This window comes from Zhongshania sp. (assembly GCF_029212375.1).
Taxonomy (GTDB): Bacteria; Pseudomonadota; Gammaproteobacteria; order Pseudomonadales; family Spongiibacteraceae; genus Spongiibacter.
Genome location: NZ_JARGNU010000005.1, coordinates 161,802 through 181,943 on the forward strand (window position 1 = coordinate 161,802; position 20,142 = coordinate 181,943).

Sequence of the window (20,142 nt, forward strand, 5' to 3'; positions counted from 1 at the left end):
TTACCTTGCGAGTGGCTAGGCTGGCTCTTGGTCTTTGCAGCTCAATACCGTCATCAGGCTGTCGAGGTGGCGAATAACTTCTAGGCCACTGCTGGTGAGATAGCCGCCATCGGCTTGGCTAATGAGTTCTTTTGCAAACAGTCGCTCGGTGGCCGCGATAGTTGCTGGCTCGGCGGTGTGGTGGACCTTAATGCCCTCAAGTGCAGAGGCGGGGTTGAATTGGGTTAATACGCGAATTTCGTCAAGAATGTCTTTCGATAACGGCATATCTGCAACCTTGTATTGTTATGAGATGGGTGTGTTGCTTGCAAACAGTGTGTCGGCGTTTGTTTTGCTACTGTAGCGCGTATTGCACCGTGCTGCCAAAGGCATTTTTGCTTGTGGGGATATTCCTTGGTTTAGGTAACAGCTCTGTTACTATTCTTAATAAAATAATAGGGGTGGCTGCGAATGTTTAAAGAATACGGCGAATACGATGCTCTCGGTTTAGGCGAGCTAATTCGCAAGGGCGACGTAAGTCCCAAAGATGTGCTTGACGCGGCACTGGCAGTCGCCAACGAGCGCAACCCCGAGATAAATGCCCTTATTCATCGCTTTGACGAGCGCGCCTATCGCCAAATTGAACAGGGGCTGCCAGATGGCCCGTTTAAAGGTGTGCCCTTTGTTTTAAAAGACTTGCTCGCGTGCTTTGCCGGCGAGCCGCTGCGTATGGGCAGCCGCGGTATTTGTGTTACACCGGACTACGACAGCGAACTGGTGCGGCGCTACAAAGCCAGCGGGGTGAATATTTTTGCAAAAACCAACACCCCAGAGTTTGGCTTAATTATTACTACCGAGCCTAAATCTTTTGGCCCTAGCCACAATCCCCATAAGCACGGTTACAGCACGGGAGGCTCCTCGGGCGGCAGCGCGGCGGCGGTCGCGGCGGGCATTGTGCCCATGGCCCATGGTGGTGACGGCGGTGGTTCAATTCGCCTTCCCGCATCGTGGTGTGGGGTGTTTGGTTTAAAACCTTCGCGGGGGCGCAATCCACTGGGCCCCGATAATGGCGAAGATTGGCAGGGCGCGGTTGCCGAGCATGTACTCACCCGCAGTGTGCGCGACAGCGCGGCAATGTTGGATTGCAGCAGCGGCGTTGAGTTGGGCGCGCCATATAATATTGCCCCGTCCAAAGAACGTTTTTTGGCGGCGACCCAGCGCGAAGCCCAGCCGCTGCGCATTGCAGTGAGTAAGAGGCCAATGGTAAAAACCGTGGTCGACGCCGACGTGCTCGCCGCAGTAGACCTTACCGTCCATCAATTGCGCAAGCTTGGCCACCATGTGGAAGAGACTGATCCACAGATTGATGCGGACCAATTGTGGCGAGATTTCTTTGTGGTGGTCTGCGCCGAGGTGGCGAGCATGGTTGAGCGCTATCGGCGTTTGTATGGCGCCGCTGGTGTCGCTAAATTTGAACCGGCAACCAAAAATATGGCCATGCTGGGCCGCTCCTTTAGCGCCGCCGACCTAGTAACGGCCAAGCGCGGTTGGCACGATGTGCAGCTGGCGATGGGGCGCTTATTGGCCGATTTTGACGTGATGCTTTGCCCCACGGTGCCCACGCCGGCCGAGCCCCACGGCGTGCTGCCTAATACTCAGTTTGAAGCGTTTTTGATGCTGGCTAGCCACCGTTTCAATATTGGCAAATTGCTGTTGCGAAGCGGATTGGTGGAGCAAATGGCGGGGCCGCTTTTGGCGAAAATGGCATTTACTATTATGGGCAATGTTACCGGTTTACCCGCTATGTCGGTGCCCTTATACCTTAGTAAGAATGGTCTGCCGATTGGTATGCAGTTTACTGGCCGCATGGCCGACGAGGCAACGCTGTTCAATTTAGCGGCGCAGTTAGAGCGGGAGTTGGGATTCACCTGTTAAATTGGCGAGGCCAAAATGCAAAGCCCCGCAGGGTATGCGGGGCGGGGGTTTAACTGGCCTTAGTCGGAGGAGCGAAAGCGCTTATTCGGGGTGCTCTTCTAGCTCGTCATTGGGCCGGTTGGAAACCGCGGGCGCTGGGCTGTTGCCGTTGTTGGTGTGGTCGCCAGGTACATTTTCTTTAGGCGGCTCATCGACTAGCTGCGAGGCGTTTTTGGCGTTGTCTTTAATTGCCTTGCGCACGGCGGCATCTACTGTGGCGGGGTCATTGCTGGTTTTAGCCGCTTTTTGCGCCGCTTCTCTGGCCACTTCTTTCATGTTTTCAGCCACCGGCTCCAGCGCTTCGGCAACCACGCTGTCGGCGACTTTATCGGCGGTCACTTCTTTTACATTGGCGGCAATACCCACGTGGTAAGCAGCAAAGCCGGGCATTACCATTTGGTTTAAGGCTAAGCCAATAATTTGGCCGGCAACATTGGAGCGTATTACCGAGCTGCGGTTGGTGATGGGGTCGGTAACCGAGCCAAGAATATCGCCCTTTTTAACAGTTTGCCCCAGCTTAGCTTCGGTCAGAAAAACGCCGCTCTGGTCGGCGCGCAGCCAAGTGGATTTATAAAACACATTTTGCTTGGGCGCGCGCTGGGGTTTTTGGTCAATCATATTGAGATGATGCATAACCGCTTTAATGCCGTTAACACTCTGCTTTACTTCTTTTAATTGCAGGCGCAGAGGCTCGCCAGCCTCTAGGGTAACCGCGGGAATGCCGGCATCTACCGCTGCGCGGCGCAGGGTGCCGGGCGCGCCGCCACCGTCGAGCACAGTCACATCGTGGAACATACGGCTAAATTGCAGCACGCTTTCCTTACCCAAATTACCGCGCAGCTGGGTGAGGTTGGTGCGGTGGAACGAGCCAGTGTGAATGTCGATTAGGCGGTCGCAGTGGGAGATTACTTCGTTAAAAAAGCTATAGGCAATGCGGCCTGCTGAGCTGCCTTTGGGGTCGCCAGGAAAATAGCGGTTTAAGTCGCGGCGGTCGGGCAAATAGCGCGAGGTGCGGCGAAAGCCATGCATATTTACAATGGGTACACCAATCACCACACCGTTTAGTTTGTCGCTTTCTAAGCTGAACATTACGCGGCGAATGGTTTCTACGCCATTAAGCTCGTCGCCGTGTACGGCGGCGGTTAGGCAAAGTGTTGGGCCAGGTTTGGTGCCGGCAGCAACCAAAATGGGGGTGGGCATGGCTAAGCCCGCCACCGCTTGGCCGGCGGTCCAGTACAGGCGCTCAAAACTGCCGCGCAGCACATCTTGCCCGAGCAGGGTTAAGGCGACCTCGGTATTACCCGCGGCGCTGCCATTTTTGTCAAAGTCGATATTGAGCGCTGCATTTCTGCGGCGGCTTGGCGTGAACGTAGGATCGGCATCGACGCTAGTTGACTCGTCAAGTGACGCAGGCGTTTGCTCATTGGCCATTGCTGGATTAATTACGCACAACAGGCTGAGTGCTACGCTAAAAACGAAAGTGCTTCGCATGATAATGCGGCTTGCTCCCTTGAGTATTCGCATCGGCCAGTGGGCTGCGATGCCGTATTTTGACAATAAGTTGATTTGGGCCAAATTGTATACAAATTCACCAACATAAACGCCCAAAACTTGGTAATTGCCCCAAATTCTATTTACCTTGCTGGGGCTTTGACGGTATACGCTGGCGAAGTTCAGTCTGTAGCGCTGGCATTTTTGCCAATTGCAGAGGCTGGTAAACGCATATTTCCTAAAAATCGGGGCCTTTGGCGATAAAAGAGCCAAGAAGTCTGGGGCGTGTCCGACTATAATTGCCGCCAGAGTTTTGCAACACCTCGGTTTGTTGCCCCGCATAACGATAAATTAGGAGTTTGTCATGGCTAAAGATCGCCTGATTATTTTTGATACCACCCTGCGCGATGGCGAGCAGAGCCCCGGCGCGTCTATGACCCGCGACGAAAAAGTCCGCATTGCCAAAATGCTGGAGAAAATGGGGGTGGATGTTATTGAAGCCGGCTTTGCGATTGCCAGCGTTGGCGACTTCGAATCGGTGCGGGCTGTGGCCGAAGCAGTAAAAGACAGCACGGTGTGTAGCTTGGCAAGAACCGGCGCAGAAGATATAGATCGCGCCGCCGAGGCGCTTAAGCCTGCCGCCGCCGGCCGTATTCACACCTTTATCGCCACCTCGCCTATTCATATGGAATACAAGCTGCGCATGGCCCCAGACAACGTGCTGGAGCGCGCGGTGGCGGCTGTTAAACACGCCCGCAATCTCGTTGGCGATGTTGAGTTCTCCTGCGAAGATGCCTCGCGGTCTGAATACGACTTTATGTGCCGGATTATTGAACAAGTAATCAAAGCCGGCGCCCGCACCATTAATTTGCCCGACACCGTCGGCTACGGCGAGCCAGGTGAATACGGCGCCATGGTAGCGCGCATCATGAACGGCGTGCCCAATGCCGATCAGGCCATCTTCTCAGTGCACTGCCATAACGACCTTGGCCTTGCGGTGGCCAACTCCTTGTCGGCAGTAATGCACGGCGCACGGCAAGTAGAGTGCACAATCAATGGTCTGGGCGAGCGGGCGGGTAATGCCTCACTCGAAGAGTTGGTAATGGCCATTCGCACCCGCAGCGATATCTTCCCAGTTGAAGTCAGTGTTGACGCCACTCAAATAGTGCCCACCTCGCGGCTGGTTTCGTCTATTACGGGTTTTCCGGTGCAACCTAACAAAGCCATTGTGGGTGCCAATGCCTTTGCGCACGAGTCGGGTATTCATCAAGACGGCGTGCTGAAATACCGCGAAACCTACGAAATTATGCGCGCCGAAGACGTTGGCTGGAACGCCAATAAATTGGTGTTGGGCAAGCACTCAGGCCGCGCGGCGTTTAAAGCCCGCTTAGCAGATTTGGGTATTACCCTTGCCCACCAGGCGGCGGTAGATTTGGCCTTTACCCGCTTTAAAGAGCTGGCAGACAAAAAACATGAAATCTTCGACGAAGATTTGCAGGCATTAATGAGCGATGTGCAGCCTAGCGAGCGCCATAACCGCTACAGCTATGTGGCATTGGAAGCCGTATCGCGCAGCGGTTTCAAACCTCGTGCCGATATTCAGCTCTTGGTTGACGGCGAGGCCAAGCAAGCCGCAGCCGAAGGCGATGGCCCAGTCGATGCCGCGTTTAAAGCGGTGGAACAGTTAGTTAATAGCGGCGCCAATTTACTCCTTTACTCTGTAAACGCCATTACCAAGGGCACCGACTCCCAGGGGGAAGTGCAAGTAAGATTGGAAAAAGACGGCAGCATTGTGAATGGCAATGGCGCCGACACCGATATTATTGTGGCCTCGGTAAAAGCCTATCTGGACGCGCTTAACTTACTGGATGCCGGATTAATTAAGGCGCATCCACAACGCGAGGGCGTATAAGGTGAATGAAGCGCTGCGCTTAGATTATCTCCACGCCATGGGGATAGCGAGCTATGTGCCGCGCTTTGAATTAGAGGGTGCTGCACCGTCTCCGCTCTGTGACTTAAACCTTGTGGTTGCAGATGTGCCCGCTACCACCCCTGCCAACGATTACAACGAAGAGTCTAATCGCGAGGAACACGCCACTGAGACAGGGCACTTCGACAGCGACGCCGAATACCAGCAGATGGCTGAGGCGGCGGAGCGCAACAACCGCGACGCGTCAAATGCACCGCTCAGCGCAGGCTCGCGGCTAGCCTCAACAATGCAGGAATTGGGCTTGGCGAGTTCTGCCCAAGCAGGCCAGAATCCAGCCGCGGCAACGGAGCAAATTGTCGGCGACGGGGCGCAAGCGGCAGCGGCTAATCCAGAATTTACTGTAGAGCTGGTGGCCACAGGAATCGGCTTATTAATGATTGTAGACACCACCGCAGGGCCACCCAGCCCCGCCGAAAAACGCTTAATGGCCAATATTGCGGTGGCGGTAAGTCGCCATCACAAGCTTGCTAAGGCGCCAGAGTTCGCCACCTCGCGCTTTAAATGGCCGGTGTTAAAAGCGCCTGGCTTGTCATTGGGCCGCGACGCGGCTAAAGAAGCACTGCAAGCCAATATCATGGCACAGGCTGAACGCCAGCAAGCCCATTGCGTAATATTGTTTGGCAGTAGCCTACAGCCGTTTATTGACGTGGCGACCCTGCAAACCGCAGCAGTACAATTACTCTACGCCGCTGAGCCAGCGGCAATGCTTAGCGATGGCAGCTTAAAAGCCCCGCTGTGGCAGAATTTACGTAAGGTTTTATTCAGTTCATGATGCGCGTCGCGATGCTTGGCATTAAACACCTAGAGCAATGTCTGCTACTAGAAAGCCGTTCTGACCCCCATCCCTGGGGGCGAGAAAATTGGTTGCGCAGTTTGCGCGACGACCACTGCCTAGGTTTGTGGAAGGGCACCGAGCTGCTGGCCATTAGTTGTTACTGCTTGGTGCTAGACGACGTAAGTTTGTTAAACATTGTGGTGGATGCCGACAGCCGTGGCCAAGGTGCAGGTCGGCGCTTATTAACCGAGGGGCTGGAGTGGATGCAGCAATTTGGTGGCGCCCGCTGTTTACTTGAGGTGCGACTATCCAATACAGTAGCGCGCTCTTTATACAGCGACCTTGGGTTTGCTGAAGACGGTATTCGCAAGAACTATTACCCCCTTGGCGATGGTTATGAACATGCGGTTTTAATGTCGGCAGACTTACCGCTAGGTGGATAGCGTTTAGCTGTCAGTAAGCACTAATATCAATGCAAATTACGCAGGTTATAGCCAATGTCAGATCTTGAAATGCAGGAAGTTGAATCAGATTGGTGGTTTATCGGGCTGCCCGAAGAGTGGCATACCGAGCAGGATGAAGACAGCATACTCATCTTCGACCAAGACGAGCTTGGCTGTATAAGCTTGAGCACGTTGCAGGCCAAACACGGTAAACCGACGACTGCCGACGACGTGCGCGAGCTGATAAAAGAAGTGGGTATGCGTCTCGAAGAAGGCAAAATCTGTAAAATCGGCGACGATTACCAAGGCTGGGAATTTGAAACTGTCGAAGAAGGGGATTATATTCGGGAATGGTTTTTACACGCTGGTGACCATTTGTTACTTATTAGCTATGCCTGCGCGGAAGACGACCGCGATATGGATCGCGCCGCAGTAGATCAAATTTTAGATACGCTGCGTTTAAAAGACGATGAGCAAGATTGAGCGGTAGAGACTGGCGAGTTTTGAATGAAAATTGAACAGAGTCGGCATTTTGGCCGTTTTGGCTGTGATAATCTCAGCTTAGTTTTTGTGTTAGAGCCTATTTGGCCAATGGTATTGTAATGACAAAAATAATGATTAGCCTGTTTTTAGCCCTTTTTCTCGCGCCAGCAATGGCGGCAGACAAGAGTGGTGCACATAATCCCGCCAATTTGCAGCTAGCCTCGGTAAGTGCTGTGGTAATGGATGCGAGCAGCGGAGAAGTGCTCTACCAGAAATACGCCAATATGGTGAAACCCATCGCCTCGCTAACCAAGGTGATGACCGCCATGGTAGTGCTAGACGCCAAACTGCCCTTGAATGAGACGATTCGGTTTAGCCAAGACGACCGCAAGGCCATCAATTACTATCATTCGCGTATTCGGGTCGACTCTGAGCTAGATCGTGGCGAAGTGCTGCGTTTAGCCCTAATGTCATCAGAAAACTTGGCGGCGGCGGCCTTGGGTCGTAATTTTCCAGGTGGCCTACCTGCTTTCGTTGCTAAAATGAATGCCAAGGCGCGCGCCTTGGGCATGAAAAACACCCGTTATGTAGACAGCAGTGGCCTGTCGCACGAAAACGTCTCAACCGCTGCCGATTTAGCCAAGCTGGTTGCCGCGGCCGCTAAATATAAAGAAATCACCAATTACTCAACCACCCCAATATACACCGCTAATTTTAGCCGCCCACGTTATCGTCTCGACTATGTAAACACCAATCCGCTGGTTCGCTACCAGCGCTGGGACGTAGCCATGAGTAAAACCGGCTACCTAGACGAAGCTGGCCGCTGCTTAGTGATGAAGGCGAAAGTCGATGGCAAAGACCTATTGATTGTAATGCTCGACTCCTTTGGCAAAACCAGCCCGATGGGTGACGCCGGTCGGATCAAACGCTGGCTGGCCTCCGGCAATGGCGGCACCGTCGCCAGCGCCGCTAAAGAATACCAAAAGCGCAAAATTGCTACGCATCTTGCCAGCCGCGCTACGGCCAGTATTCGCTAAAGTTTTACTCTTTGCTTAGCTGCGGCTAAGTAAGTTGGTTTTGGGCTGTTCCGCTATGCGGGTCAGCCTTTTTTATTTAAGGGGTTTCATTTGTATAATCCACAGCAATATGGCGAGCAGACGCTGGCATGGTCGGATTCGGTACTGATAGAAAACGGCGAAGAGAATATGCTCTATAGCGCCGCGGTTAGCGACCCAGATAAGTGGCAAATAGAAGCGCTATTGGCAAATTGCGTTGAGCGCGCGGTGGACCTGCTTGCCGTTAATATTGAAGACGACTCTCTCTATCTCATGTTCGAGTGGAATACAAACGCATCGGTGTTAACCGTGGTGGTTTGTGACGACAGCAAACGCCGCGACGCAAAGCATCGCGTTCGCTGCGATATGTCAGCTATGAATGCCAAAATCAAACAGCTTTCTGAATCTGAACAGTGGAAATATAAAGGCGAGTCATTTGCCGATATCGTCAAACACGGCCTTCACGATTACCTCACCACCTGCACCGGCTTTATGCGTTACTCCCTCGTTGCCGTTTTCCATCAAGGCTCGCGTCAGCATACCGAGCTCCTCTAAATAACTCGTCTTCCCGCATTATGAGCTGGGCTGGAAGCGGTAAGTCGAGATACCGTGATCTTCCGCTACAAAGATTACGCGATAGGTCGCGCAAAGAAATCGTTGGAAAGCGCGAGGAGTTTGTTCGCCGTTTGCTACATTATCGTAGAGTCAGATGATTGCAGAATGCCCCTAGAAGCTGAAGGAAATTTTATTAGCTACGTTGAGGTTGATCTTAAAGCAGCGGCTCCACACAGCCAAAATCAAGAGTTTGATTTAGAGCCAATTCTTGGTGCTTTACGTATTGGGCTAACGGAACTCGATTTAGAGAGAAAGAAAACTCATTACCATGCTTGCTATGATCATAGAAGAAAGCTCAAGGTTGGTGTGTTTTGCTTTTATGATGGCGCACCGTTGACGGTGGCATTTAGCTCAAAATACTATGGAGTGTAAATCGCATAACAAACGGCTGAACCGGACAAATTTTTGCTGCCACCTTATGTGCAAAGCAACGCACAAAAGCCGCCATTAAGAATTATCTCGGTGAGCTGAGCGTTAAATTACAAGGAGAGTTCATGATCGACCACATTAGCACATATACAACAAAGTATTTGGTTACAAAATCATTTTACGCGGCGGCGTTTTTGCCGTTGGGCTATTCACTGCAAACGGAGTTTGTTGCAGAGTGGAATCAGGAATTTCCTACACAAAGAATGTGTGCGTTTGGCGTAGAAGGTAAGTCTTCGTTCTGGATAATTGAAACTAAGGAAATTTCTACATCAAGGCACATTGCCTTTTCTGCTGCTTCCCGTAGCGCGGTCGATAGTTTCTATTATCAGGCAATTAGGAATGGCGGCAAAGATAATGGCAAACCCGGGTTGCGTCCTATGTATCATGAAAATTACTATGGCGCCTTCGCCATTGATCCAGATGGGAATAATGTAGAGGCCGTATGTCATGCGCCGGAGTAAACGCCATGTAATAAGTTGTTCAAGCACCGTTACCGCCAAAGCCGGTCTCCATTGAGCGTGCTAACGGGCGTTATCTGTTTCGCTTCTAAAAAAGAAGTGTGCATCAGTTTAAAACGTTTAAGTGACATAAATGAATGATCAAGCGGCTAGTTGGGCTATTTGTCCGGATTGTCAGGGACGCGGAAAACGAAGCAGACGGATTCGCAAAAAAGTACGGCTGCTTTATCAGCAGCAGTTGGGCGAATTTGAACAATCAAACGGAGAGGGGCACGCGCCAGTTCGCCCTAAGGGCCACCTTGAACTATGCCTTAAATGTGCCGGCTCGGGTTTGATTGCAGCGGTTTGTGGTGCTACTGCACACAATGAAAATTACCCTCAGGTGGCCATTATTGGCGGCGGAATAGGCGGTGTTGCGCTGGCGGTGGCGTGTTTGCACCGCGGTATTCCGTTTACGCTTTTTGAACGCGACAGCGGCTTTGGTGTTCGCTCTCAGGGTTATGGGCTCACTTTGCAGCAAGCGAGCAAGGCGATTGAAGGATTTGGTATTTTCGGTTTAAAAGACGGCGTTATTTCCACAAGGCATGTGGTTCATACCACCACAGGGAAAGTGGTCGCCGAATGGGGAATGAGAAAGTGGGTGCACTCAGGTAGCAAAAAGGCACCCAAGCGCACCAATGTGCATATTGCGCGGCAGTCATTGCGCTTAGCATTGCTTGATCAGCTTGGCGGCAACGACGCGGTGCAGTGGGGGCATCAGTTAGTCGATTTAAAGGAATGCGAGGGTGACGGTGTTGATTTGAGTTTTGAGGTTAACGGCGAGATACAACACGCCAAGGCCGATCTAGTGGTGGGCGCAGATGGTATTCGCAGCACAGTGCGTCGTCTGCTAATTGGCGAAGACACACCGCTGCGTTACTTAGGCTGTATTGTGATTTTGGGTATTTGCCCGTTGGCGGATTTAGACGGTATTGAAAGCGATTTATTAGACTCGGCGACGGTGTTTCAAACCGCCAATGGCAATGAACGAATTTATATTATGCCTTACGCGGCAGACTCGGTGATGTGGCAGCTCAGTTTTCCACTGTCAGAGGGCGAAGCCAAGGCCTTAAGTGCCCAAGGTGCGCAGGCCCTTAAAGAGGAAGCCTGCCGACGAACTCAGTGGCACGAGCCCATTCCCCAGATTTTAGCGGCGACTCGGCTAGCACAGGTGTCTGGCTACCCTGTGTATGACCGCGAATTGCTCACGGCAGAGTTATTGGAAAAAGGCGCTAAAGTGACCCTGATTGGCGATGCGGCTCATCCGATGAGCCCGTTCAAAGGCCAGGGCGCCAATCAAGCGCTGTTAGATGCGCTGGCACTGGCGCGAGGAATCGCAAAAGGCTGCCGGTTGTCTGCTCAATGGCGAAAAACTGGCGTGCGGGAGAGTGTGTTAAGGGAGTTTGAAACAGAGATGCTAGCGCGCAGTGCAATTAAGGTGGAAGGCTCAGCCGAGGCTGCGGAATTTTTGCATTCTGATATTGTGCTCTATGAGGGTGATGAGCCGCGCGGACGGAGTCGAAATTAAATTGCTTAGGCGCCAAACCCAATTTATGCCTTACACAGATTTTCGTCAGTTTGGATGGCGAGTTGGGTAAGGTAAGGCTCGAATGGTTGGACATTGACATCATGTTTGATGAGCGAGCCTAATGGGTACTTGTCTCTTGTGCGCCGTGTTGAGGAATATTGACAAATGATGACTAATTTTCCGCTGAGCTTGGATGAATTTATGGCGGGAGTTGTACGCCGCAATCCTGGTGAATTGGAGTTCCATCAAGCCGTTTTTGAGGTTGTACAGGATATTTATGTGTACATCCGCGACAAGCCGGTTTACCACTCGGCACAAATACTGCGGCGTTTGGCTGAGCCAGATAGGGTTATTTCGTTTCGCGTGTGCTGGGAGGATGACGGCGGCAACATTCGGGTTCAGCGTGGCTATCGTGTTCAGAATAGTAATGCTATTGGGCCTTATAAAGGCGGTTTGCGTTTTCACCGCAGTGTTAATCAAAGTATTCTCAAATTTCTTGCCTTTGAACAGACGTTTAAAAATAGTTTAACGGGTTTGCCGATGGGCGGCGGCAAAGGTGGTAGTGACTTTAACCCCAAAGGTAAAAGTGAGCGTGAAATTATGCGCTTTTGCCAATCGTTTATGACCGAGCTTTATCGGCATGTTGGCGAAGACACCGACGTACCCGCTGGCGATATTGGTGTGGGCGCTCGGGAAATTGGCTATATGTTTGGCCAATACAAGCGTATTACCAACCGTTATGTGGGGGTGTTGACGGGCAAGGGCGTGGATTGGGGTGGCAGTTTGGTGCGCACCGAGGCGACCGGTTACGGTTTGCTGTATTTTGTTGAGGAAATGCTCAAATACCGTACCGAGCGCCTAGAGGGTAAACGCGTTGTTATTTCTGGGGCCGGTAATGTTGCCCTGCACGCCGCCGAAAAGGCGATTGCGCTGGGTGCGGTGGTGTTAACCGTGTCTGACTCAGGCGGTTTTCTGCACGACCCAGCGGGTATTGATAGCGAGAAGATCAAATGGCTTAAAGCCTGTAAATTTCAGGGTGACGGTGATTTGGCGGCTTACTGCGAGGTGTTTGCCGGTGCGGCGTATTATGCAGAAAAGCGTCCGTGGGTAATTCCCTGTGATATTGCGCTGCCCTGCGCGACCCAAAATGAGATTAGTTTAACTGATGCTCGCACGCTTATCGCCAATGGCGTTAGCTTGGTGGCGGAAGGCGCAAATATGCCCACCCACAATGACGCCGTGCACTTGTTTCGCGACGCCAAAATTTTATTTGGTCCAGCTAAGGCCGCTAATGCTGGCGGTGTTGCCGTGTCGGGTTTGGAGATGAGCCAGAACAGCCAGCGGCTGTATTGGAAAGAAGAGCAGTTGCATAGCTTGTTGCGGGAAGTGATGCAAGATATCCATAGCCGCTGTTTGCGCTATGGCCTGCAAGACGACGGCCACGTGGACTATTCACGTGGCGCCAATATCGCTGGCTTTAAAAAAGTGGCCGATGCAATGCTGGCCTTTGGGGTGGTGTAAATAACCGATGGTTAATCTGGTGCTTGTTCAGCTTGCTTCTTTTTGACTAGTCGGCCAAACACAATCCCTACTTCAAACAGCAACCACATCGGCACCGCGAGTAGGGCTTGAGAGATAACATCGGGTGGGGTGAGCAGCATGCCAAATACAAAGCAGCCGATGATTACATAGGGGCGCTTTTCGGCTAAATCGTTGGCGGTGGTTACCCCCGACGCGATTAGCAGCACTGTGGCAATGGGAATTTCAAAGGCGATGCCAAAGGCCAAAAATAGCTTTAATGCGGTGTCGAGAAAGCGCGCGATGTCGGGAGTGTAATTGACGCCTTCGGGGGTGATGCCGCTAAAAAAGCCAAAGACCAGTGGAAATACCACATAGTAGGCAAAGGCGAGGCCTGCGTAAAACAAGATAACGCTCGAGGCCAGTAGCGGCGCAGCAATGCGTTTTTCGTGGCGGTACATACCTGGTGCAACAAACTGCCATATTTGGTGAAGGATTACCGGCATGGCCATGCAAAATGCTGAGACTAGCACCAGTTTAAATGGGGTTAAAAACGTCGAGGCTATTTCGGTGGCGATCATGCTGGTGCCTTCCGGTAAATAGCGACGCAGTGGCTCAGCAACAAAAGAATATATGGTGTTGGCAAAGGGCATAAGGCCCACGGTGCAGACGAGCACGGCGAGAACGATACGCAGCAGGCGATCACGTAATTCCGTTAGGTGGGCAACCAGCGGTTGGCCTTGATCCTGGTCGGCATCGGTCATGATTTAGGGTCTTGTGGTGAGGGTTTGCTTGCTTGTTCGTCAGCGATTGCGGCGGGCTCGGCTTCTGTTGTTGAGCCTGTCGTTGAATCTGGAGTTGAACTCGGGTTTGAGCTTTGGCTTAAGTTAGGCTTGGCCGCGATACTGTTCTCAATATTACTGAGCTCTTTGCCGGCTTTGTCTATTTCTTTATTAATCTGGTCTTTGCTTTCTTTTAACGATGCCATAATTGATTCGTTGTGAAGTTGACGACGAATTTCGTCGGCGCCAACCTCGCGCTCGATCTCGCTGCGAATGTCGCTAAAGCTGCGCCGCAAACGGCCAATCCACAGGGCAAGCGTGCGCACCGTACCCGGCAGACGCTCGGGGCCAATTACCAGCAGACCGAGTACGCCAATAACCAAGAGTTCTGCAAAGCCGATATCGAACATTTACAGTTTGGTCTCTTCTTTGCTCTCGGTTTTTGTGCTGCTGTCTTGGGGCTTTTTGCCTTCGAGGTTTTTGGCCTCGTCGTCTTCGTCGCCTTTCATACTGTCTTTAAAGCCTTTAAGCGCGCCGCCAAGGTCGGTGCCCATGCCTTTAAGCTTTTTGGTGCCAAAAAGTAAGACCACAATGGCGAGAATGATTAAGAGTTGCCAAATACTGATGCCGCCTAAGCCCATGAGTTTGTCCTTTTTACTAAGTGTGAATAAAAGTTATTATTTGCGCGCTGCTTTTTCATCGAGGCCAGATAAGCCAAAGCGTCGCGCCAGTTCGTCTAGTACCGGCTGGTGATTTTCGCCGAGTTGAGAGAGCATCACCAAGCTGTGAAACCACAGGTCGGCGGTTTCATAAATGAGTTTGCTATTATCGCCGCTGATTTCTGCGTCTTTGGCGGCGAGCACAGTTTCTATCGCTTCTTCGCCAACTTTCTCTAATATTTTGTTCAGCCCTTTGTGGTGAAGACTGGCCACGTAGGAACTGTCGGGGCTGGCGTCTTTGCGGGCCGCGAGTACCACGTCGAGCTGGGCTAAAATGGATTCTGCCATACTATTGGTCCACGCTTTTATACATTGTTGCTGGGTCTTTTAAGACGGCTTCGGTGCTCTGCCAGTCGCGCTCCTGAAGTTGGCGATAAAAGCAGCTCTGGCGGCCAGTATGGCAGGCAATGCCGCCGATTTGTTCAACTTGCAACAAGAGGGCGTCGCCGTCGCAGTCTAGCGACATGCTGTGAATTTTTTGAACGTGGCCGGAGCTTTCGCCCTTGCGCCACAGCTTACTGCGTGAGCGCGACCAGTACACAGCATCGCCACTGGCAATGCTCAGCAGCAGTGATTCTTGATTCATCCACGCCATCATCAATACGCGGCCGCTGGCGGCGTCTTGGGCAATGGCGGCCACAAGGCCGTCGCTGTTCCACTTTACTTGATCTAGCCAAGTGCTGTCTTTGGGTTTGCTGCTCATGTGCGTTCCGTTGGGCATAACTGCGACATGCTTATATCTGCGCCCGTATTTACAAGGGCCATACTTTACCTCAGCGGCTGCGGATAAAGAAATATAAAGCGATACTAAAAAGGCCAATACTGATATTGGGTAGGCTTTGCAGGCCGTGCCTTATGCTTGGGTCGGCGATTAGGGCGGCGGCCAGCGCGGCCATAATGGCAATGCGTTGATTGCGGGCGCGGGCGGATTGCTGGCGTAGCTGGGCGCTAAGCTCGCCTTGCGGCTGCGGGGCATTGCCATTGCCGGTCGCAGGATGCTTAGTGGTATTGCCGCGCTCAAGCAGGGCCTCGGGTAAGTTGGGCAATTGCTCTAACCAGCCGGGCAGGCGATGACTGACCTTTTTAAGCATGCTTTGCGGTGAGTAGCGGTCGCGCACCCAGCGCTCTAGAAACGGCATGGCGGTAGACCATAAATCGAGCTGGGGGTAGAGCTGGCGACCCAAGCCTTCAATGTTGAGCAGGGTTTTTTGCAGCAGTACCAGTGAGGGCTGCACTTCCATGTCAAAGCGGCGGGCGGTTTGGAACAGTTGCAAGAGCAATAAACCGAAGGATATCTCTGACAGTGGCTTTTCAAAAATTGGTTCGCTCACGGTGCGAATTGCGGCTTCAAACTCATGCACGCGGGTTTCTGGCGGCACCCAGCCACACTCTACATGCAGCTCGGCCACTTCGCGGTAATTGCGTTGGAATATCGCCAGTAAATTACGCGCTAAATAATACTGATCGAAATCGCTGAGGCTGCCAATAATGGCGCAGTCGATGGCGATGTACTGCGACGAATTGGGGCGGTTGTGGGCAATAAAAATATTGCCGGGGTGCATGTCGGCGTGAAAAAAACTGTCGCGAAATACTTGGGTAAAGAAAATCTCTACGCCGCGCTCGGCGAGTTTTTTCATGTCGGTGCCCTGTTCGCGCAGGGTGTCTAAATCGGTGACGGGAATGCCGTGAATCCGTTCCATCACCAAAACATTGCGGCGGGTGTAATCCCAGTAGACCTCCGGCACATACAGAATGTCGGAATCTTTAAAGTTGCGGCGCAATTGCGAGGTATTGGCGCCTTCGCGTTGCAGGTCTAGCTCGTCGAGAATGGTGTGGCGGTAATCGTCGACGATCTCGGTGGGGCGCAAGCGGCGGCCGTCGGGAATATAGCGGGCAATCAACACGGCAATGGTTTGCAGCAGTTTTAAGTCGGCGTTAATAGTGTGTTCAATGCCTGGGCGCACTACTTTAACGACCACGTCGATGTTGCCGTCGAGGGTGGCGGTGTGCACTTGGGCGATAGAGGCCGAGGCGAGGGGTTGGCGGTCGAAGGCAACGAAAAGCTCGTCTATTGGCTTGCCGAGTGCAGCCTCAATAACCGCCACGGCTTGGTCGCTGGGGAACGGCGGCACTTGATCTTGGAGTTTGGCCAGTTCCATGGCGACATCGTCGGCGAGCAGGTCGCGGCGGGTAGAGAGAATTTGACCAAATTTAATAAATATTGGGCCGAGTTGCTCCAGTGCAAGACGCAGGCGTTCGCCGCGACTGTATTCGCCCTTGGGAAAGAGGCGCCATGGCCCGCAGCGCAGCAACAAACGGGCGCGCAGTGGTAGGCGCTCAGCGGGAATTAGCGTGTCGAGGCGGTAGTGACAAATAATCCAGCAAATAGCGAGCAGGCGGCGCAGCCCCATAGCGTGTTTCCTTAGTTTTTATTGGTTTGGGGCGTTAGGCGCTGCTGCAGGCGGCGCATTTTGGCTTCAAGGCGTTCACTGCGGGTTTTGAGTTCGTCAATTTCTTGGTAGAACGCATCTGCCTGGCAGGGGTGGGGAACCAGCTGACTTTCTTCTAGTAAAAACTCTTCGAGCTGGCGGTGTAAATTTTTGCGGGTGCTGCTCAGCCAGTGGTGGCCAGCGCGCAGCCCTGTGCCAATTTGGTGGGCGGCAACATCGCCAAAGGAGTCGGCCAGGGGTTGTTCCCAGTCGATGTCTAATTCGGCGAGAATTTTGCGCAGTGCGAGCAGCGGCGCGGTGTCGCCGCTGATTTGAATATTGCCATTAATCAGCGCTCCGGCGGGGTCGGCGGCGGTGGCCACACTGGCAAATTCGCGCCAGGTGCCGCTGAGCCGAGTGCTAATGCCGTCGTTGAGCTTGCCCAGCAGGCGCAGGCGACTGCCGCTCACACCAATACCTAAATTCACATCGGGATCTTTTAGCTCAAGGGCAAAGCGCTGACCGTCTAGCTCGCGCAGTTTGGCGCGGGCGGCGGGGTCGAGGTGCAGAGCCTTGTTAATTAGGTTTTCGAGGCCGGAAATCGCGGCACCTTGCAGTACCGGCGGAATCACGGTTTGACACCTCGGTGTACGGCAACCACTCCAGCGGTCATATTGTGGTAGCGCACATCGACAAAGCCGGCGTCGCTCATCATGCCCTTGAGGGTTTCTTGGTCGGGGTGCATGCGAATGCTCTCGGCCAAGTAGCGGTAGCTGTCTTCGTCGCTGGCGACCAGTTGACCCATTTTGGGCAGAATGTCGAAGGAGTAGCGGTCGTAGAGTTTGGCCACCACGGGGTTAACCGGCTTAGAGAACTCCAACACCAGCAGTCGGCCGCCGGGTTTGAGTACGCGGTTCATGGAGCGCAGGGCAGCGTCTTTGTCGGTGACATTGCGCAGACCAAAGGCGATGGTGATGCAGTCGAAATAATTGTCGGGAAAGGGCAGGCACTCGGCATTGGCCTGAACGTATTCGATATTGCCAACAATACCTTTGTTGGTGAGTTTTTCGCGGCCAACGGTGAGCATGGAATCGTTGATGTCGGCCAGTACCACTTTGCCATCGCTGCCGACTAAGCGGCTAAATTTTGCGGCGAGGTCGCCGGTGCCGCCAGCAATATCGAGGACTTTATTGCCTGGCCGCACTCCAGATAATTCAATGGTGAAGCGCTTCCACAAACGATGAACCCCGCCAGACATTAGGTCATTCATAATGTCGTATTTGGCTGCAACCGAGTGAAAGACACCTGCGACCATTTTGACCTTGTCTTTGCTGTCGACGGTTTTGTAGCCGAAGTGGGTGGTTTTGTCGTCTGCCATAAATTCTGCCTGCTTGGTATGGTCTTGGCGGGGCGGCCCGCGTAGTTAGGCCGCTATTGTAGCGTTTGCGTGGGCGCCCTGCACGATAGGATTTTGTGGGATCTTATACGCGCAGCTCAGATATCCAGTTCATCGCGAAGCTGTTGCATGCGCTGACGCTGCTCGTCGGGGCTGAGGGGCTTGCTAATGGTTTCTGGTAGGGCGATTTGCGCTGGTAAGCTCAGGGTTTCGCCATTAATTACGCGCTGGCAAATGTCTTCGTAGTGGCGCTTAAAAACAGGGTAAGCCGCGTGTTCGGTATTGCCGGCCAAAAAAAACCAGTCGCAGGCGCGGCCAGCGTGGTAAACCGCAGGGTGCGACCAAGAGTACTCTGCCTTGGGTTGCGGTGCGCGGCAGGCTTCGAGATAGGCGCTATGACTATCGGGCAGGCCGAGTTCGCGTAGGTCGGGCTCGCAGTATTTTAAAATGCCTTTTACGGTGGGCAAAAATTCAGACTCGCGAATGGCGCGGTGGGTTGCGGCAATAATACGCTCAGGGCTGATGTGGCGCAGATTGCTAAACCAGATTTTTTTGGCGTAAGAGAGCTTTTCGGCATTGGAAAAGGCCTTGTTGTACTGGTTGTGGTAAACCAGTTCAAACTCGGCAAACATTTGATTGAGTGCGTCAATTACCGCGTCTCGATCGGGCAGTGGCTCAGAGTTCGTCGGCCCAGCTGCGGTCGGTGTGCTTGGCGATGAAGCCAGTTGCCGATTTGCTTGCTCCAGAAGCTTGTTGCTGTCTTGCATCGCTCTGTCCCAGTTGATGATTGTTTGCCCAACGGTATTTTACATGTTGGAGAAATTTTGTGTTCCATGAGCGGTGCGCCTGACCGCTGTCTTGCCAAAATAAAATGAATTCGGCAATTTGTGCTCTGGCAAATTCGGGGTCGATGCGGGCCATGCGCAAGATATCGAACACCGCGTCGTTGGGTTGCCAGTCGCCGCGAATTGGGGCTATTTCGTTTTCATTGCTGACGGTATTGGTGTAGCGCGCCCACTGCAAGCGAATATGCTGTATAAAGCGCGAATTCCAGTTGCTGTCGGCGGTGCCGCGCTCTCGCCAGAATAGGGTGAACTCGGGAATCGCGTCTTCTATAAAATTGTGACTGATGCCGTCGCGCTCTAAAATTTCGACGGCGTCGAGACTGGGTTTCCAGCTGTCGTTAATGGGCAGATTGCGCGACTCTTCGATTTTTTGGTACTGCTGCTTTTTCCAGCGCCGGCTTACATACTGGCTAAAGGCGCTGCTCCACGAGCTGCGGGTTTCGCCGGTTTCGCGATAGTGGGCAATAAACTCAGGTAGAACCGCGTTAATAAAAGCGGGATCGACTTGGTTGAAGCGCGTGAGATAGTCGATGCCGGCTTGATCCGGCAGCCAGTCGGCGGCAATGATACTATTGCCGGGCACGGGGTGACGCGGGCTGGCAGTATTGGTGTGGCGGTTAATGCGCGTACTGTTGGCCACCAGCTGGCCGCTGCGGTCGGACTGCTGGGCCGGTAATGGTTGTTGAGGTTGCTGTGACACACGAGCAGTGGGCGCTTGGGTGTTGTTGGCTCGCGGCGGGGCAGATTTCGACTGCGCCGAGTTGGGCTGGGCTAATTTGGACTGAGCCAAGGCGAGCCGAATATTTTGGGCATTGCTCATTAAGGCGGCGCCAATAATAATGACACCTTGGTCGCTGAGGGTGCGCAGCACTTCTTCAATTTTGTCCATGTCCCAAAAGGGCAGCTGTTTGTTGAGGCGTTGCTTGTCGATGATATACCAAGCAACACCTTGGCTTTCGCGACTGTCGAGCAGAGGCAGCCAGTCGGCCAGTAATTGGTATAGCAGTGCCGCCTCTAGGCCGAGGGTTGCGGCGAGGGACGGGGATACCAATAGTTGGCGTTCTACAAATGCAGCCGACATTCAATTTACTCTGTGGATAGCGGGCCATTGTACGGCCTTGTATGGGCTGCTGTCAGCCCTGTCTTTAGCCCCAAGTTTTAGGTTTGTGTCGTCCATTATTATTAGTGAGAGGG

At 53.0% G+C, this 20,142-nt stretch carries 23 protein-coding genes; 11 read left to right on the forward strand and 12 right to left on the reverse strand.

The window, feature by feature from the left end; all coding sequences use genetic code 11:
* Positions 1 to 15 precede the first annotated feature (15 nt).
* Complete coding sequence (locus P1U47_RS07485) at positions 16 to 267, reverse strand: TIGR02647 family protein (RefSeq protein ID WP_301028064.1); 252 nt, start codon at positions 265 to 267, stop codon at positions 16 to 18.
* Positions 268 to 450: 183 nt separating this feature from the next.
* Between P1U47_RS07485 and P1U47_RS07490 the strand changes: the two genes are divergently transcribed.
* On the forward strand, positions 451 to 1,914 hold the full coding sequence (locus P1U47_RS07490; RefSeq protein ID WP_301028065.1) for an amidase: 1,464 nt from the start codon (positions 451 to 453) through the stop codon (positions 1,912 to 1,914).
* Between the two features lie 81 nt (positions 1,915 to 1,995).
* Here the strand turns inward: P1U47_RS07490 and P1U47_RS07495 are convergent, their stop codons facing one another.
* Positions 1,996 to 3,444: a succinylglutamate desuccinylase/aspartoacylase family protein gene (locus tag P1U47_RS07495; protein WP_301028066.1), complete on the reverse strand. Its 1,449-nt coding sequence runs from the start codon at positions 3,442 to 3,444 to the stop codon at positions 1,996 to 1,998.
* Between the two features lie 364 nt (positions 3,445 to 3,808).
* Here P1U47_RS07495 and P1U47_RS07500 point away from each other — a divergent pair, with 364 nt between their 5' ends.
* From P1U47_RS07500 to gdhA, 10 genes are all read left to right on the forward strand, one after another.
* Positions 3,809 to 5,356 carry a 2-isopropylmalate synthase gene (locus P1U47_RS07500; protein ID WP_301028067.1) on the forward strand — a complete coding sequence of 516 codons (1,548 nt, stop codon included), beginning with the start codon at positions 3,809 to 3,811 and terminating at the stop codon, positions 5,354 to 5,356.
* Position 5,357: 1 nt separating this feature from the next.
* The gene (locus P1U47_RS07505; protein WP_301028069.1) at positions 5,358 to 6,206 is read left to right on the forward strand and encodes a hypothetical protein; all 849 of its coding nucleotides are present in this window, start codon (positions 5,358 to 5,360) and stop codon (positions 6,204 to 6,206) included.
* Positions 6,203 to 6,652 (forward strand): GNAT family N-acetyltransferase, encoded by a 450-nt coding sequence (locus tag P1U47_RS07510; protein ID WP_301028070.1) that lies wholly within the window; start codon positions 6,203 to 6,205, stop codon positions 6,650 to 6,652. The genes P1U47_RS07505 and P1U47_RS07510 overlap by 4 nt, the downstream gene beginning before the upstream one ends.
* A 54-nt stretch (positions 6,653 to 6,706) precedes the next feature.
* Positions 6,707 to 7,135, forward strand: a complete 429-nt coding sequence (locus P1U47_RS07515; RefSeq protein WP_301028071.1) for a hypothetical protein — start codon at positions 6,707 to 6,709, stop codon at positions 7,133 to 7,135.
* A gap of 119 nt (positions 7,136 to 7,254) precedes the next feature.
* Positions 7,255 to 8,172 (forward strand): D-alanyl-D-alanine endopeptidase, encoded by a 918-nt coding sequence (gene pbpG / locus P1U47_RS07520; RefSeq protein ID WP_301028072.1) that lies wholly within the window; start codon positions 7,255 to 7,257, stop codon positions 8,170 to 8,172.
* Positions 8,173 to 8,262: 90 nt separating this feature from the next.
* Positions 8,263 to 8,745, forward strand: coding sequence for a hypothetical protein (locus P1U47_RS07525; protein ID WP_301028073.1), 483 nt, complete (start codon positions 8,263 to 8,265; stop codon positions 8,743 to 8,745).
* Positions 8,746 to 8,910: 165 nt separating this feature from the next.
* Positions 8,911 to 9,177 carry a hypothetical protein gene (locus P1U47_RS07530; protein WP_301028074.1) on the forward strand — a complete coding sequence of 89 codons (267 nt, stop codon included), beginning with the start codon at positions 8,911 to 8,913 and terminating at the stop codon, positions 9,175 to 9,177.
* A gap of 122 nt (positions 9,178 to 9,299) precedes the next feature.
* On the forward strand, positions 9,300 to 9,695 hold the full coding sequence (locus P1U47_RS07535; RefSeq protein ID WP_301028076.1) for a VOC family protein: 396 nt from the start codon (positions 9,300 to 9,302) through the stop codon (positions 9,693 to 9,695).
* A gap of 130 nt (positions 9,696 to 9,825) precedes the next feature.
* Complete coding sequence (locus tag P1U47_RS07540) at positions 9,826 to 11,259, forward strand: NAD(P)/FAD-dependent oxidoreductase (RefSeq protein ID WP_301028077.1); 1,434 nt, start codon at positions 9,826 to 9,828, stop codon at positions 11,257 to 11,259.
* Positions 11,260 to 11,427: 168 nt separating this feature from the next.
* A complete protein-coding gene (gene gdhA, locus P1U47_RS07545; RefSeq protein WP_301028154.1) occupies positions 11,428 to 12,780 on the forward strand; it encodes an NADP-specific glutamate dehydrogenase in 1,353 nt (450 codons plus the stop codon).
* A gap of 11 nt (positions 12,781 to 12,791) precedes the next feature.
* On the opposite strand, the gene tatC is transcribed toward gdhA, so the two are convergent.
* From tatC to P1U47_RS07595, 10 genes are all read right to left on the reverse strand, one after another.
* Entirely contained in the window at positions 12,792 to 13,541 is a 750-nt protein-coding gene (tatC, locus tag P1U47_RS07550) for a twin-arginine translocase subunit TatC (RefSeq protein WP_301028078.1), read from the reverse strand.
* On the reverse strand, positions 13,538 to 13,969 hold the full coding sequence (gene tatB / locus P1U47_RS07555) for a Sec-independent protein translocase protein TatB (protein WP_301028079.1): 432 nt from the start codon (positions 13,967 to 13,969) through the stop codon (positions 13,538 to 13,540). Before tatB ends, tatC begins: the two co-directional genes overlap by 4 nt.
* Complete coding sequence (gene tatA, locus P1U47_RS07560) at positions 13,970 to 14,200, reverse strand: Sec-independent protein translocase subunit TatA (protein WP_301028080.1); 231 nt, start codon at positions 14,198 to 14,200, stop codon at positions 13,970 to 13,972.
* Positions 14,201 to 14,236: 36 nt separating this feature from the next.
* Positions 14,237 to 14,566, reverse strand: a complete 330-nt coding sequence (locus tag P1U47_RS07565; RefSeq protein ID WP_301028082.1) for a phosphoribosyl-ATP diphosphatase — start codon at positions 14,564 to 14,566, stop codon at positions 14,237 to 14,239.
* Between the two features lies 1 nt (position 14,567).
* Positions 14,568 to 14,981: a phosphoribosyl-AMP cyclohydrolase gene (gene hisI, locus P1U47_RS07570; RefSeq protein ID WP_301028084.1), complete on the reverse strand. Its 414-nt coding sequence runs from the start codon at positions 14,979 to 14,981 to the stop codon at positions 14,568 to 14,570.
* Positions 14,982 to 15,051: 70 nt separating this feature from the next.
* The gene (ubiB, locus tag P1U47_RS07575; RefSeq protein WP_301028085.1) at positions 15,052 to 16,689 is read right to left on the reverse strand and encodes a ubiquinone biosynthesis regulatory protein kinase UbiB; all 1,638 of its coding nucleotides are present in this window, start codon (positions 16,687 to 16,689) and stop codon (positions 15,052 to 15,054) included.
* Between the two features lie 11 nt (positions 16,690 to 16,700).
* On the reverse strand, positions 16,701 to 17,339 hold the full coding sequence (locus P1U47_RS07580) for an SCP2 sterol-binding domain-containing protein (protein WP_301028086.1): 639 nt from the start codon (positions 17,337 to 17,339) through the stop codon (positions 16,701 to 16,703).
* On the reverse strand, positions 17,336 to 18,085 hold the full coding sequence (gene ubiE, locus P1U47_RS07585) for a bifunctional demethylmenaquinone methyltransferase/2-methoxy-6-polyprenyl-1,4-benzoquinol methylase UbiE (RefSeq protein ID WP_301028087.1): 750 nt from the start codon (positions 18,083 to 18,085) through the stop codon (positions 17,336 to 17,338). Before ubiE ends, P1U47_RS07580 begins: the two co-directional genes overlap by 4 nt.
* A 116-nt stretch (positions 18,086 to 18,201) precedes the next feature.
* The gene (locus P1U47_RS07590; RefSeq protein ID WP_301028088.1) at positions 18,202 to 18,870 is read right to left on the reverse strand and encodes a replication protein P; all 669 of its coding nucleotides are present in this window, start codon (positions 18,868 to 18,870) and stop codon (positions 18,202 to 18,204) included.
* A complete protein-coding gene (locus P1U47_RS07595) occupies positions 18,779 to 20,029 on the reverse strand; it encodes a DnaT-like ssDNA-binding domain-containing protein (RefSeq protein ID WP_301028090.1) in 1,251 nt (416 codons plus the stop codon). The genes P1U47_RS07590 and P1U47_RS07595 overlap by 92 nt, the downstream gene beginning before the upstream one ends.
* Between the last annotated feature and the right edge of the window lie 113 nt (positions 20,030 to 20,142).

What these genes read in the sequence shown, in the direction of transcription:
- P1U47_RS07495 (WP_301028066.1), bottom strand. Translation starts at nt 3,444, where the DNA reads ATGCGAAGCACTTTCGTTTTTAGCGTAGCACTCAGCCTGTTGTGCGTA.
- P1U47_RS07490 (WP_301028065.1), top strand. Translation starts at nt 451, where the DNA reads ATGTTTAAAGAATACGGCGAATACGATGCTCTCGGTTTAGGCGAGCTA.
- P1U47_RS07485 (WP_301028064.1), bottom strand. Translation starts at nt 267, where the DNA reads ATGCCGTTATCGAAAGACATTCTTGACGAAATTCGCGTATTAACCCAA.
- P1U47_RS07595 (WP_301028090.1), bottom strand. Translation starts at nt 20,029, where the DNA reads ATGTCGGCTGCATTTGTAGAACGCCAACTATTGGTATCCCCGTCCCTC.
- ubiE (WP_301028087.1), bottom strand. Translation starts at nt 18,085, where the DNA reads ATGGCAGACGACAAAACCACCCACTTCGGCTACAAAACCGTCGACAGC.
- P1U47_RS07540 (WP_301028077.1), top strand. Translation starts at nt 9,826, where the DNA reads ATGAATGATCAAGCGGCTAGTTGGGCTATTTGTCCGGATTGTCAGGGA.
- P1U47_RS07535 (WP_301028076.1), top strand. Translation starts at nt 9,300, where the DNA reads ATGATCGACCACATTAGCACATATACAACAAAGTATTTGGTTACAAAA.
- tatB (WP_301028079.1), bottom strand. Translation starts at nt 13,969, where the DNA reads ATGTTCGATATCGGCTTTGCAGAACTCTTGGTTATTGGCGTACTCGGT.
- P1U47_RS07530 (WP_301028074.1), top strand. Translation starts at nt 8,911, where the DNA reads ATGCCCCTAGAAGCTGAAGGAAATTTTATTAGCTACGTTGAGGTTGAT.
- P1U47_RS07500 (WP_301028067.1), top strand. Translation starts at nt 3,809, where the DNA reads ATGGCTAAAGATCGCCTGATTATTTTTGATACCACCCTGCGCGATGGC.
- P1U47_RS07565 (WP_301028082.1), bottom strand. Translation starts at nt 14,566, where the DNA reads ATGGCAGAATCCATTTTAGCCCAGCTCGACGTGGTACTCGCGGCCCGC.
- P1U47_RS07510 (WP_301028070.1), top strand. Translation starts at nt 6,203, where the DNA reads ATGATGCGCGTCGCGATGCTTGGCATTAAACACCTAGAGCAATGTCTG.
- pbpG (WP_301028072.1), top strand. Translation starts at nt 7,255, where the DNA reads ATGACAAAAATAATGATTAGCCTGTTTTTAGCCCTTTTTCTCGCGCCA.
- tatC (WP_301028078.1), bottom strand. Translation starts at nt 13,541, where the DNA reads ATGACCGATGCCGACCAGGATCAAGGCCAACCGCTGGTTGCCCACCTA.
- ubiB (WP_301028085.1), bottom strand. Translation starts at nt 16,689, where the DNA reads ATGGGGCTGCGCCGCCTGCTCGCTATTTGCTGGATTATTTGTCACTAC.
- P1U47_RS07515 (WP_301028071.1), top strand. Translation starts at nt 6,707, where the DNA reads ATGTCAGATCTTGAAATGCAGGAAGTTGAATCAGATTGGTGGTTTATC.
- tatA (WP_301028080.1), bottom strand. Translation starts at nt 14,200, where the DNA reads ATGGGCTTAGGCGGCATCAGTATTTGGCAACTCTTAATCATTCTCGCC.
- hisI (WP_301028084.1), bottom strand. Translation starts at nt 14,981, where the DNA reads ATGAGCAGCAAACCCAAAGACAGCACTTGGCTAGATCAAGTAAAGTGG.
- gdhA (WP_301028154.1), top strand. Translation starts at nt 11,428, where the DNA reads ATGACTAATTTTCCGCTGAGCTTGGATGAATTTATGGCGGGAGTTGTA.
- P1U47_RS07590 (WP_301028088.1), bottom strand. Translation starts at nt 18,870, where the DNA reads ATGCAAGACAGCAACAAGCTTCTGGAGCAAGCAAATCGGCAACTGGCT.